General features: G+C 66.2%; 10 protein-coding genes, 1 tRNA gene and 1 pseudogene. 10 read left to right on the top strand and 2 right to left on the bottom strand.

Going from position 1 to position 13,573, the window contains the following annotated elements; all coding sequences use genetic code 11:
• The 3 genes and pseudogenes from VGH54_RS06435 to VGH54_RS06425 all read left to right on the top strand — a co-directional run.
• Positions 1-1,428: pseudogene (locus VGH54_RS06435) on the top strand (hypothetical protein); the annotation flags it as partial.
• Between the two features lie 71 nt (positions 1,429-1,499).
• Complete coding sequence (locus VGH54_RS06430; protein WP_331511105.1) at positions 1,500-2,018, top strand: DUF4232 domain-containing protein; 519 nt, start codon at positions 1,500-1,502, stop codon at positions 2,016-2,018.
• A gap of 175 nt (positions 2,019-2,193) precedes the next feature.
• Positions 2,194-2,526 (top strand): hypothetical protein, encoded by a 333-nt coding sequence (locus VGH54_RS06425; protein ID WP_331511104.1) that lies wholly within the window; start codon positions 2,194-2,196, stop codon positions 2,524-2,526.
• A 68-nt stretch (positions 2,527-2,594) separates the two neighbouring features.
• Here VGH54_RS06425 and VGH54_RS06420 read toward each other — a convergent pair whose 3' ends face one another.
• A complete protein-coding gene (locus VGH54_RS06420) occupies positions 2,595-3,875 on the bottom strand; it encodes a PPE family protein, SVP subgroup (RefSeq protein WP_331511103.1) in 1,281 nt (426 codons plus the stop codon).
• Between the two features lie 320 nt (positions 3,876-4,195).
• Positions 4,196-4,271: transfer RNA gene (locus VGH54_RS06415), tRNA-Arg, on the bottom strand.
• A gap of 113 nt (positions 4,272-4,384) precedes the next feature.
• On the opposite strand from VGH54_RS06415, the gene argS reads away from it, so the two are divergent.
• The 7 genes from argS to VGH54_RS06380 form a co-directional block, all read left to right on the top strand.
• A complete protein-coding gene (gene argS, locus VGH54_RS06410; RefSeq protein ID WP_331511102.1) occupies positions 4,385-6,037 on the top strand; it encodes an arginine--tRNA ligase in 1,653 nt (550 codons plus the stop codon).
• Between the two features lie 80 nt (positions 6,038-6,117).
• Complete coding sequence (gene lysA, locus VGH54_RS06405) at positions 6,118-7,452, top strand: diaminopimelate decarboxylase (protein ID WP_331511106.1); 1,335 nt, start codon at positions 6,118-6,120, stop codon at positions 7,450-7,452.
• 3 nt (positions 7,453-7,455) lie between these two features.
• Positions 7,456-8,781, top strand: a complete 1,326-nt coding sequence (locus tag VGH54_RS06400; RefSeq protein ID WP_331511101.1) for a homoserine dehydrogenase — start codon at positions 7,456-7,458, stop codon at positions 8,779-8,781.
• Entirely contained in the window at positions 8,778-9,860 is a 1,083-nt protein-coding gene (thrC, locus tag VGH54_RS06395; RefSeq protein WP_331511100.1) for a threonine synthase, read from the top strand. Before VGH54_RS06400 ends, thrC begins: the two co-directional genes overlap by 4 nt.
• Complete coding sequence (gene thrB / locus VGH54_RS06390) at positions 9,860-10,795, top strand: homoserine kinase (RefSeq protein WP_331511099.1); 936 nt, start codon at positions 9,860-9,862, stop codon at positions 10,793-10,795. Before thrC ends, thrB begins: the two co-directional genes overlap by 1 nt.
• 314 nt (positions 10,796-11,109) lie before the next feature.
• Positions 11,110-12,900: a transcription termination factor Rho gene (rho, locus tag VGH54_RS06385; RefSeq protein ID WP_414688656.1), complete on the top strand. Its 1,791-nt coding sequence runs from the start codon at positions 11,110-11,112 to the stop codon at positions 12,898-12,900.
• A 106-nt stretch (positions 12,901-13,006) separates the two neighbouring features.
• A partial coding sequence (locus VGH54_RS06380; protein WP_331511097.1) for an AMP-binding protein occupies positions 13,007-13,573 on the top strand: 567 nt, incomplete at its 3' end.

Here is a 13,573-nt window from a genome sequence, read left to right as displayed (position 1 = left end):
CTCATCGACGGATCGGGGGACACGGTCCCGGGCATCGTCTGCGTCGGCTCGATTCGTCAGGGCGAGGAGTGGGAAGCCACTGCAATTCCCGAAATCCGCACGCAGGCAGCGGCTATCGCGAAGCTGCTGGCCGACGGCACTCGGCACCAACCGGTGCGCGCACCCCGTCTTGTCGCCGCTGCGCCGACGTTGACCGGTGCTTCTGCGTCGTATGCCGAAGGTGTGCGTCGCCTGCTCGCGGTTCAAGACCGTGCCTCGACCGCCTTTGCTGCCGCGGTCGCCGAAGACCCGAACCATGCACGCGCGCACGTCGCGTTGGCGATGATCGCCACCGAACGGCCGGACCGGGCTGGCGGCCCCGACGCCGTCAGCGGCCATCTCGCCCGTGCGCGTGCGGCTTTGGCGCATGGCAACGACGAAGACCGCAGCCACGTCGAGGCCATCGCAACCTGGTGTGAGAAGGGCAACGAGGCGGGTACCGACGCACTCATCGACCACCTCGATCGCATCCCGGACGACGCGGTCGCGTTGCTGGTGTTGGCGCCGTCGATCGCGTTCGCCGGGGCCGGTGACGCGTTGCCGGATGCGTGGCAATATGTCGAGCGGTTCACCGGTGTGCACGGCGAGGCGCCGTGGTATCTCGGGCTGCGCGCCTACGGCCGAACCGAGCAGGGCCTGTGGTACGACGCGGCCGATTTGGCCGACGCCGCACTGGAACTCGATCCGGGCAACGGCAACGCCGCGCACGCCCTGAGCCACGTGCACTACGAGACCGATGCGCACGGGGCCGGGCTGAAGTGGCTGACGGACTGGATCCCGAGCGACGGCAGCACGCAGCGCTACCTACCGCACTTCCAATGGCACGCTGCGCTACACGAGCTGGCGATGGGCGACGCCGCTGCCGCCGCGCGCCGGTACAACGCGTCTCTTGCCCCACCGCACTCGAAGGATGTGCGTTGTCTGGTCGACGCCGGATCGTTGGCGTGGCGGGCCCGTCTGCACCCGGACTGGGTCACACCACCCGACCCGATGCTTGTGATCAACGAGGTTGGATCGCTTGCCTTTTCGCCGCAGACGCCATTCATCGCTTTTCATGCGCTGTTGGTTCTGGCCGCGGCGAATGATCCGGCCGCTATCCGCGCGATCAATGTTCCGGGTGCCACCGATGCGCAGTTGACGACTTTGCGTCTGATCGGCGAAGGCCTGATCGCGTTGACGGCCGGCGAGCCGCGCGCCGCGCTCGACTATCTCCTCGAATCGCTTGGCGGGCTTGCCTCGATCGGCGGCAGTCGCGTGCAACAAGAGGTGATCCTGGAAACGGCGTTGGCCGCAATGCTTCAACTCGGTGCGCCGGGCCAAGCGGCGCGGCTGCTGTCGCGGCATCGCGCCGCACCGGGGCCGCAGGTGACCCGCGGCGCCGTCAACTGACTCGATCTCCCACGAGTAGGCGGGGTTTATAGAGCCACGGCATCCGAACCTCAGTAGCAAATGGAGAAATCATGAAGCCGTTAGCGATATTGGCAGCTGGGATCGCCATTTCGGTCGCAACACTTGGCGTGGCCGCGACCGCACCCGCTTGGGGTCCGCCCAACGACGGCGGCGGTGGTGGCGGCGCGCCAGCGGGTGCGCCGGGCCATTGCTCCGACGCTGACCTGACGGTCAGCAACGGACCGATCCAGTCGGTAAACACGTTGCGGCGCGTCGTCGTTTCCTTCAAGAACACGTCGTCAAACCAGTGCATGCTCGCCGGATATCCGGATGCAAACCTGGTCACCGCGGCCGGCGGCGTGCTGGTGCACGTCGAGAACCGGCCGGCCAACGCGGCGCATGTGCTGCACCTCAACCCGGGTGACATCGCGAATGCGGACGTCGAGTCGTCTGCGCTGGACATCAATGGGTCGGGAAATCCTTGCCCACGTGAAGGCACGTTGGTGGTCACGCCGCCTGGCGATTCCGTGTCGCACGAACTGCCCGTCGCGCTACCGATTTGCCACGCGACCACCAGCTCAGTGGACTAAGTCCTTCTTCTGCACCGAGTCGACCGTCGGCTCCGTAGCAGCGACACGCGGCCGCTCGAAGAGGTGTCGTAGCCGTTCGACGGCCCCCTGGTGCACTCCGAGATTTTCGACACACCGTGCGATTTCGTGGCCCAAAGCACGGCGGACCGCCGCCGTAGGCAGCATGATGCCGGTCATGAAGTATGTGATGACATTGGCGCTGTCCGCCGCCGCGATGCTGGCTGCGCCGGTCGGCCACGCCGACCCTGACCCTCATAAGCCCGACCTGGGCGCCCACTACTGCCCGGGTGGCGGGACGGTAGACATGATGTCTCCTGTCGAGCCGTCGTGCGACGGCGTGCCCTATGAGGATGGCTCATACTGGCGCGCCATAAACCGGGGCGCCCCGGGGACGGCCGCACTGGTGGTTGTGCAGTGCGTCAAGCCCCCACCCCCGCCAGGTCCCTTCGGCGCTCTGGTGCCGCAACCAACCGGACCCGTACCGGCACCGGCCGGCAGTTGCCAGTAGGGGCGCCGCGCGGACCATATCCGAACCGCTGCGCTTTCGTCCTGTTATGAGCCATGAAATGTCGCGATTCAGCGCGCGAGAAGGCGTTCCTTCTGGTCGGTGAATTCCTCGTCTGTCAGGAGCCCTGAATCGCGCAGGTCGCCGAGTGTGACTAGTGCCTGAGCGAATTCGCGAATGTCGGCGGCAATTGCCGTCCCGTGGCCGCTCGACGACGTGGGCGTCGACATGGCGCGGGAGCGGGAAATCGACCCAGTGCGCTCCTGACATCCTCGGGCAGTAGTGCCGCTGATGGCGCGGCCGGCCATGTTTGCCAGGGTCATCTCACTGAACAGGCTTCCGGGGCTGGCTGCCATGACTTCTGGGGCGGCGCCGAGGCTGGCGGCCGGCAATGTCACTGCGGCGAGCCTGATCTCCGGGGCCGCCACAGTCCATGCCGGTGGCACCGACAACCTTCCGACCGACGGTGCTTGACCGAGACCCGCCGACACCGACGGGACCTCCGCCCGGCCCAACGCCGTAGCCAGGCCTGGCGTCGTGCTCGGGGCGTAACCGGGGATGTTCAACGCGGCGGCGATTTCATCTTCGGTGCCTTTCAACGCCTCATCCCGGACTTCCGAGTCGTCGTACGATAAGTCGGTAAATAAGCCGACGGTGTTCAATGGCGTCAGCCCAGTCTGGGCCACATTCGGCAAGAACAGCCCGAGGTCAATCAGGTCCGCCAGCGTGCCCAGGGGGTCAGCAGCCGCCGGCAATGCGAGCCCCTGCACTGCCGTGGAGGCGAGTTGGGACGTCGCCGGCTGCGTGCTCGCCGCGGCCGATGTCCCGTTCGTGGTCTGTGGTGCCGGGGTGAACGGAGTCAGCGTTGTCGCGGACGCCGAGGTGCCCGCGTAGCCGTACATCGCGGTGGCATCTTGTGCCCACATCTCGGCGTAGAGGGTCTCGGTGGCGGCGATCGCCGGGGCGTTTTGCCCGAACAAATTGGTAGCCACCAGCGCCTGCAACAGGGCGCGGTTGGCCTCGATCACCGGCGGCGGAACCATCGCCGCGAACGTCACCTCATAGGCGGCCGCCGCCGCTTTGGCTTGGGCGGCTGTCTGTTCGGCCTGCGTGGCGGTGGATCTCAACCAGGCCAAGTAGGGTGCGGCTGCGGCTGTCATCGCAGCTGATGCGGCGCCAAGCCAGGGCCCCGCGCTCAGCTCCGAGATCACCGATCCGTAAGAGGTTGCCGTCGAGTGCAACTCGGTGGCAAGCCCGTCCCAGGCGGCCGCGGCGGCCAGCATAGACCCTGCTCCGGGGCCGTCATACATTCGCCCCGAGTTGATCTCCGGTGGTAAAAATGCGAAATCCATTGCCCCACAACCTCCTAATCGATCGCCGTTGCGTTGGTAGCCTCGCTGGGCGGAATCGAACCGCGAGGCGGGATCGGTTCGCTCCGGCACCCATCGCTGCATAACTGCAGCTTGCGCCTATATCGGTCGATTGCGATGCGAAATATTTGGATTTCGAGCGCAAAATCGATGAAACAGAACACCGGGAAAGAGCGCCCGACGACGGCCAATGACTGCGGGCCACGCCATGCTCAGTTCTTGCTTTTTCGCAGCAGTCCCGCCACGCCGGTTGCGTGAATGCGCGAATATCGCGCGACATTGCCCCTGATCTGCGGAAACTCTGGTGCCCCCGGCAGGATTCGAACCTGCGGCCTTCTGCTCCGGAGGCAGACGCTCTATCCCCTGAGCTACGGGGGCGCACGCACGAAATGCTGCGCCAACGGGCCACGACAGACTAACTCATCACGGCCGCCGGCTGAGCACCGGAATGGATTCGAAGCCACAGGACCTCAGCCCATAGGATGGCCTGCGTGAATCCCGTCGATCTAGCCGAGCTGCTGAAGGCCACCGCGACCGCGGTGCTGGCCGAGCATGCGCTCGACACCGGCGCGCTGCCGCCGGCGATCACCGTCGAGCGGCCACGCAACCCCGAGCACGGCGATTACGCCAGCAACCTGGCGCTGCAGCTCGCCAAGAAGGTCGGTGCCAACCCCCGCGAACTGGCCGGATGGCTCGCCGATGCGCTGGCTCACGCAGACGGCATCGCCTCGGCGGAGGTCGCCGGACCCGGCTTCATCAACCTGCGGCTGGACGCCTCGGCGCAGGGTCTAATCGTCAACAACGTCATCGACGCCGGCCACACCTACGGCAACTCCGACGCCCAGGCCGGCCACAACGTCAACCTCGAGTTCGTCTCGGCCAACCCGACCGGACCCATCCACATCGGTGGCACCCGCTGGGCGGCCGTCGGCGATGCGCTGGGCCGGCTGCTCACCACGCAGGGTGCCGAGGTGGTACGCGAGTACTACTTCAACGACCACGGCGCCCAGATCGACCGGTTCGCCAACTCGCTGATCGCCGCCGCGAAAGGTGAGCCCGCTCCGCAAGACGGCTACGCGGGCAGCTATATCGCCGACATCGCCGCACAAGTTCTGCAGCAGGCACCGGATGCGCTGAGCCAGCCCGACGCCGAACAGCACGAGACGTTCCGGCGGATCGGCGTCGACTTGATGTTCACCCACATCAAGGAATCGCTGCATGACTTCGGCGTCGACTTCGACGTCTACACCCACGAAGAGTCGATGCACACCAGCGGCCGCGTCGAGCAGGCGATCGCACGGCTGCGCGAGAACGGCAACATCTACGAGAAGGACGGCGCAACCTGGTTGCGCACCAGTGCTTTTGGCGACGACAAGGACCGCGTCGTGATCAAGAGCGACGGCAAGCACGCTTACATCGCGGGCGATCTGGCCTATTACCTGGACAAGCGCGGGCGTGGTTTCGACCTGTGTATCTACATGCTCGGCGCGGACCACCACGGCTACATCTCCCGATTGAAGGCCGCGGCCCAGGCATTCGGCGACGACCCGGCCTCCGTCGAGGTGCTCATCGGCCAGATGGTCAACCTGGTCCGCGACGGGCAGCCGGTGAAGATGAGCAAGCGGGCCGGCACGGTGATCACGCTCGACGATCTGGTCGAGGCGATCGGTGTCGACGCGGCGCGCTACAGCCTGATCCGGTCTTCGGTGGACACCCCGATCGACATCGACCTCGCGCTGTGGTCGTCGGCGTCTAGCGAAAACCCGGTCTATTACGTGCAATACGCGCACGCCCGGCTTTCCGCGCTGGCCCGCAACGCCGCCGAGCTGGGTCTGATCCCCGACACCGGCCACCTCGAGTTGCTCACCCACGACAAGGAGGGCGCGCTGGTTCGTAACCTGGGCGAGTTCCCCCGGGTGCTGAAAACCGCGGCGGCACTGCGTGAACCGCACCGGGTGTGCCGCTATCTCGAAGACCTCGCCGGCGACTACCACCGGTTCTATGACTCGTGCCGGGTGTTGCCGCAGGGCGACGAGGAGCCCAACGAACTGCACACCGCTCGGCTGGCGCTCTGCCAGGCGACCCGCCAGGTGATCGCCAACGGGCTGGCCATCTTGGGTGTCAGCGCTCCGGAGCGAATGTGAACGCGCACCCGGCCGGCCCCCGGCACGCCGAAGAGTTCCACCACTCCGGCGTTCCACCATGCCCGTCGAGCACCCAGGAATTGCTGGAGTTGGCCCCGAATGTCTGGCCGCGCAACGCCGTTCGCGGCAGCGACGGAGTCGTCAGCATTGCCGGTGTGTCGCTGCCGTCGCTCGCTCAGCAGTACGGCACGCCGCTGTTCGTGATCGATGAGGACGACTTCCGGTCGCGGTGCCGCGAGATCGCGGCGGCGTTCGGCGGCGGCGCCAACGTGCACTATGCCGGAAAGGCCTTCCTGTCCAGCGAAATAGCCCGCTGGATCGACGAGGAAGGCCTGTCGCTGGACGTCTGCACCGGTGGCGAGCTCGCCGTCGCACTCAATGCCGACTTCCCGCCTGAGCGGATCGCGTTGCACGGCAACAACAAATCACCGGCCGAGCTGACCGCTGCGGTCAAGGCCGGCATTGGTCATGTGGTCGTCGACTCGATGATCGAGATCGAGCGCCTCGACGCCATCGCGGGCGAGGCGGGCATCGTTCAGGATGTGCTGGTCCGCGTCACCGTCGGCGTCGAGGCGCACACCCACGAGTTCATCTCCACCGCCCACGAAGACCAGAAGTTCGGGCTGTCGCTGGCCAACGGCGCGGCGATGGACGCGGTTCGGCGGGTGTTCGCCAGCGATCACCTGCGGCTGGTGGGGCTGCACAGCCACATCGGCTCGCAGATCTTCGACGTCGGAGGCTTCGAAATCGCCGCGCACCGGGTGATCGGTCTGCTGCGCGACGTCGTTGCCGAGTTCGGCGTCGACAAGACTTCCCATATTGCCACCGTCGACCTCGGTGGCGGCCTTGGCATCTCGTACCTGCCCAACGACGATCCGCCACCGGTGGGTGAACTCGCCGACAAGCTCAGCGGCATCGTGCGCAACGAGTCTGCGGCGGTGGGTCGGCCGGTTCCGCGACTCGTCGTCGAACCCGGACGCGCCATCGCCGGACCCGGGACCATCACCCTCTACGAGGTTGGCACCGTCAAAGACGTCGGCGTCAGCGCGACGGCGCACCGGCGTTACGTCAGCGTGGACGGTGGCATGAGCGACAACATCCGCACCTCGCTGTACGGCGCCGACTACGACGTACGTCTGGTCTCCCGTGCCACCGATGGAGTACCGACGATCGCTCGTATCGTTGGAAAGCATTGCGAGAGTGGCGATATCGTGGTCCGCGATACCTGGGTGCCCGATGACATCACGCCGGGCGACCTGGTAGCGGTGGCCGCAACCGGCGCCTACTGCTATTCGCTGTCGAGCCGTTACAACCTGGTGGGCCGCCCCGCGGTGGTGGCTGTGCGCGACGGACGGGCCCGTCTGATTCTGCGCAGGGAGACGGTCGACGATCTGTTGAGTCTGGAAGTGAGGTGACGCGTGAGCAGCGATGAAAAGCCGGTCGGTGTAGCGGTATTGGGACTGGGCAATGTGGGCAGTGAGGTTGTGCGCATCATCGAGGAGAGCGCTGACGACCTCGCCGCCCGGGTCGGCGCGCCGCTGGTACTGCGCGGCATCGGCGTACGGCGGGTAGCCGACGACCGCGGTGTGCCCGCCGATCTGCTCACCGACGACATCGACAAGCTGGTCACCCGCGACGACGTCGACATCGTGGTCGAGGTAATGGGGCCGGTCGAGCCGTCGCGCAAGGCGATCCTGTCCGCGCTCGAGCACGGTAAGTCGGTGGTGACGGCGAACAAGGCCCTGCTCTCGGTCTCTACCGGAGAGTTGGCACAGGCCGCCGAAAACGCCCGCGTCGACTTGTATTTCGAGGCCGCCGTGGCCGGCGCCATCCCGGTGATCCGCCCACTGACCCAGTCGCTGGCCGGCGACACGGTGCAACGGGTGGCCGGCATCGTCAACGGCACCACCAACTACATCCTGTCCGAAATGGACAGCACCGGCGCCGACTACAAGTCGGCCCTGGCCGACGCGAGTGCGCTCGGCTACGCCGAGGCCGACCCGACGGCCGACGTGGAAGGCTACGACGCCGCGGCGAAAGCCGCCATCCTGGCGTCCATCGCCTTCCACACCCGGGTGACCGCCGACGACGTCTACCGCGAGGGCATCACCAAGATCAGCCCCGAGGATTTCGTATCCGCACGCGCACTGGGCTGCACGATCAAACTGCTGTCCATCTGCGAACGGATCACCACCGACGATGGACAACAGCAGGTTTCGGCCCGGGTGTATCCCGCGCTGGTGCCACTGGAGCACCCGCTGGCGACCGTCAACGGCGCCTTCAACGCCGTCGTTGTCGAGGCCGAGGCCGCCGGCCGGCTGATGTTCTACGGTCAGGGTGCCGGCGGGGCGCCGACCGCGTCGGCGGTGACGGGCGACCTGGTGATGGCGGCCCGTAACCGGGTGCTGGGCAGCCGCGCGCCCAAAGAGTCGAAATACGCCCAACTGTCCATCGCCCCGATGGGCATGATCGAAACCCGCTATTACGTCAGCATGGACGTCGCGGACAAGCCCGGTGTCTTGGCCACGGTGGCAGCCGAGTTCGCGAAGCGCGAAGTCAGCATCGCCGAAGTCCGCCAGGAGGGCGTGGTCGGCGAGGGCGGACGCCGCGTCGGCGCTCGCGTCGTGGTGGTCACCCATACCGCCACCGACGCCGCCCTGTCCGAAACCGTAGCCGCGCTGGCCGAACTCGACGTGGTGCAAGGTGTGGCCAGCGTCCTGCGGCTGGAAGGAACCAAGGTATGAGTTCGTCCAAGGCCGCCATCCATCAGCGGTGGCCCGGCCTGATCGAGGCATACCGGGACCGGTTGCCGGTCGGCGACGACTGGGTCCCGGTCACCCTGTTCGAGGGCGGCACCCCGCTGATTCCCGCGCCCCGACTCTCGGCGAAGACCGGGTGCACAGTGCATCTGAAGGTCGAGGGCCTCAATCCCACCGGCTCTTTCAAGGACCGCGGCATGACGATGGCCGTCACCGACGCGGTGGCCCGCGGCCAGCAGGCCGTGATGTGCGCGTCGACCGGGAACACGTCGGCATCTGCCGCCGCCTACGCGGCCCGCGCCGGCATCACCTGCGCGGTGCTGATCCCGCAGGGCAAGATCGCGATGGGCAAGCTTGCTCAGGCCGTCATGCACGGCGCCAAGATCATTCAGATCGACGGTAACTTCGACGACTGCCTGGAGGTCGCCCGCAAGATCGTCGCCGATTTTCCGACGATCGCACTCGTCAACTCGGTCAATCCGGTTCGCATCGAGGGTCAGAAGACCGCGGCGTTCGAGATCGTCGACGTGTTGGGTTATGCACCGGACGTTCATGCCCTGCCAGTCGGCAACGCGGGCAACATCACGGCGTACTGGAAGGGCTACACCGAGTACCACTCTGACGGTGTGATCGACAAGCTGCCGCGCATGCTGGGCACCCAAGCCGCCGGTGCAGCGCCGTTGGTGACCGGCGAACCGGTGAGCCACCCCGAGACCATCGCCACCGCGATCCGCATCGGCTCGCCGGCGTCGTGGGGGCCCGCGGTGGCGGCGAAGGAACAGTCCAACGGGCGCTTCCTGGCCGCCACCGATGACGAGATTCTCGCCGCATATCACCTGGTGGCGGGTGCCGAGGGCGTCTTCGTCGAGCCGGCTTCGGCAGCGAGCATCGCCGGCCTGCTCAAGTCCGTCGAGGACGGCTGGGTGGCGTCGGGATCGACCGTGGTGTGCACCGTGACCGGAAACGGCCTCAAGGATCCCGACACCGCGCTGCGCGACATGCCGACGGTGGAGCCGGTTCCGGTCGACCCCGTGGCGGTCGTCGCGAAGTTGGGGTTGGTCTAATGCTTGCTTCCGGGCTGCTGGCCAGTTCGGTGGTCGCGGCCTCCAGTGCGAACCTGGGCCCAGGCTTCGACAGTCTCGGGCTGGCGTTGAGTCTCTATGACGAAATCATCATCGAGACAACCGATTCCGGGCTGGTCGTCGAGGTCGAAGGAGAGGGCGCCGGGGAGCTGGTGCTCGACAGCGGCCATCTGGTGGTTCGCGCCGTCGAGCACGGTCTGAAAGCCGCCGGTGTCAGCGTGTCGGGCCTGAAAGTGCTGTGCCGCAACGCAATCCCACACTCGCGCGGGCTCGGGTCGTCGGCTGCGGCAGTCGTCGGCGGCCTTGCCGCGGTCAATGGTCTTCTCGCGCAGGCGGGTTGGACACCGTTGAGCCAGCCCGAGCTGATTCAGTTGTCGTCGGAATTCGAAGGGCATCCCGACAATGCGGCCGCTGCGGTACTGGGTGGCGCGATCGTCTCGTGGACCGACTCAAGCGCCGGCCCGCCGGCTTATTCGGCGGCGCCACTGCGGCTGCATCCCGATATCCGCCTGTTCCCGGCTATTCCCACCGAACGCTCGTCAACGGTGGAGGCGCGAGTGCTGCTGCCCACGCAGGTCAGCCACGAGGACGCCCGCTTCAACGTCAGCCGCGCGGCCCTGCTCGTGGTGGCGCTCACCGAGCGGCCTGACCTGCTGTTAGCCGCCACCGAGGACGTGCTCCACCAGCCGCACCGTGCGGCCGCGATGCCCCCATCTGCGGAATATCTGCAGCTATTGCGCCGTTACAACATCGCAGCTGTGCTTTCCGGCGCTGGTCCGGCGGTAATTGCGTTGAGCACGGCAGCTGACCTGCCCGCAGAGGTGCTGGATTACGCCGCTGCAAACGGGTTCGCGGTCAGCGAAATGACCGCAGGCGACGGCGTACGCTGGAGTTCGGGAGTAGCAGTTCCCAGCTAGCGTCCCCAGGACGCGGCGGAGGGGCTTCTTGCTTCCGGCATCGAAGCAGGTTATCCTCGGAGCCGTCCAGCAATCGCAGCATCTGCATCTGCGTCGACACTAGGACTAACACCAAATTCTTCTCGTGGACGATGGTTCGCCATTGAAACCGCCATTCTTGGCCATCACCGTTACAGAGTCGATCTTTGGCAGCACTCGGCGAATTGGCCGAATGCCACGAACCCCTGGCTTGATTCGATCAGCGAGGGAGAGAAAGGAAATCCGTGACTGATACGGACCTCGTTACGGCTGGCGACAGCACTGAAAATGACAAGCTGTCCAACCCCGTGACCCCAGATACCTCCAGCGAGAACGACGCCCACTCGAGTGCGTCGGATGGCTCACTGGCAACCATGGTGCTTCCCGAACTGCGGGCGCTGGCCAATCGGTCCGGCGTCAAGGGCACCTCGGGAATGCGCAAGAGCGAACTGATCGCCGCGATCCGGGAAACCCGCCAGGGCGGCCACGCCAACGGCGCGTCGCCCAACGCTGGCGCCGGCGGCGAATCAGACAACAACCACGACACCAAGGTCGCGACCGACCACAGCGAGTCCGCGGTCGAGGACGCAACTCGCACCGATTCCCGCGAGCGGCCATCCTCCGGCGACAAAGCGGGGGAGCCGAACCACCGGAACGACAACCGGAACGACAAGAAGCAGCAGAGCGCGAACGACAGGCCCGCCCGCGACCAGCAGGACAGGTCCGACGACCGCGAGTCCGACAAGGACTCCGAACGCGGCGGCGACCGACAGGGCTCCGGCGGCCAACAGAACCGCGGCGGCTCGAACCAGAACCAGAACCAGCAAGACGACGACGGTGACGGGCGCGGCGGCCGCCGAGGCCGCCGATTCCGGGAGCGCAGGCGTCGCGGCGATCGTCCGGGCGACGGCGGCGGCGGTGACACCGAACTTCGGGAAGACGACGTCGTTCAGCCGGTCGCCGGCATCCTCGACGTGCTCGACAATTACGCGTTCGTGCGCACCTCCGGATATCTCGCCGGCCCGCACGACGTCTACGTGTCGATGAACATGGTGCGCAAGAACGGCTTACGCCGCGGCGACGCGGTGACCGGCGCGGTGCGCGTGCCCAAGGACGGCGAACAACCCAACCAGCGACAGAAGTTCAACCCGTTGGTGCGCTTGGACACCGTCAACGGCGGGCCGGTCGAAGACGTCAAGAAGCGTCCCGATTTCACCAAGTTGACGCCGTTGTACCCCAACCAGCGGCTACGGCTGGAAACCACCCCCGACCAGCTGACCACGCGGGTCATCGACCTGATCATGCCGATCGGCAAGGGCCAGCGCGCACTCATCGTGTCGCCGCCCAAGGCTGGTAAGACGATGATTCTGCAGAGCATCGCCAACGCGATCACTCAGAACAACCCGGAATGCCATCTGATGGTTGTGCTCATCGACGAGCGGCCTGAAGAGGTCACCGATATGACGCGATCGGTCAAGGGCGAGGTCATCGCCTCCACGTTCGACCGGCCGCCGTCAGACCACACGTCTGTCGCCGAGCTGGCCATCGAGCGCGCCAAGCGACTTGTGGAAGAGGGCAAAGACGTCGTCGTGCTGCTCGACTCGATTACCCGGTTGGGGCGCGCGTACAACAACGCGTCGCCGGCGTCGGGCCGCATCCTGTCCGGTGGTGTCGACTCGACGGCGCTCTACCCGCCGAAGCGTTTCCTCGGCGCGGCGCGCAACATCGAGGAGGGCGGATCGTTGACGATTATCGCCACCGCGATGGTCGAGACCGGATCCACCGGTGACACAGTCATTTTCGAGGAGTTCAAGGGGACGGGTAACGCCGAGCTCAAGCTCGACCGCAAGATCTCCGAGCGTCGGGTGTTCCCCGCCGTCGACGTGAATCCGTCGGGTACTCGTAAGGACGAATTGCTCTTGTCGCCAGACGAGTTTTCGGTCGTGCACAAGCTGCGCCGCGTGCTGTCGGGCCTGGATTCGCACCAAGCCATCGACCTGTTGATGTCGCAACTGCGAAAGACCAAGAACAACTACGAGTTCCTGGTTCAGGTGTCCAAGACGACACCGGGCATGGACAACGACTAACCGGTTAGCACACTGCTTCAGCGGGCAACATCGCCCGTCCCGCTTTGCAGCCCACGCTGCGGCGGTAACCTGCGCCTGTCGTAGACCGACAGGAGAGTGGTGAGCCGTGGCGGAGACTATTCAGCAACTGCTTCGCACACGCATGGGCGACTCCACGCCCGCGGTCAAGTACGGCGATCGGGTGTGGACCTGGCGTGAGCACCTGGCGGATGCATCGGCATCCGCCGCCGCATTGATCGGCATCGCCGACCCCATGCGCCCGCTGCACGTCGGCGCGCTGCTGGGCAACACACCCGAGATGCTCACCGCGATGGCGGGCGCGGCGCTCGGTGGCTACGTGCTGTGCGGCATCAACGACACCCGTCGCGGCGCGGCGCTGGCCAAAGACATCATCCGCGCCGACTGCCAAATACTGCTCACCGATCCGGACCATTGCGCGCTACTCGACGGACTGGATCTGCCCGGAGTCCGCGTCATCGACGTCGCAGGCGACGAGTGGGCTGGTTTGCTGGCAGCGGCCGGGCCGCTGGTGCCGCATCGCGAGGTCGAGCCCACCGACACCTTGATGATGATCTTCACCTCGGGAACCAGCGGCGAACCCAAGGCGGTTCAGGTGACTCACCTGACCGTTATCTTCGCCGGCGCCAACCTGATTGATCGGTTCGATGTCGAT

The organism is Mycobacterium sp. (assembly GCF_036488105.1).
In the GTDB taxonomy this organism is placed as follows: domain Bacteria; phylum Actinomycetota; class Actinomycetes; order Mycobacteriales; family Mycobacteriaceae; genus Mycobacterium.
This window is presented reverse-complemented; position numbering and strand designations above follow the sequence as displayed.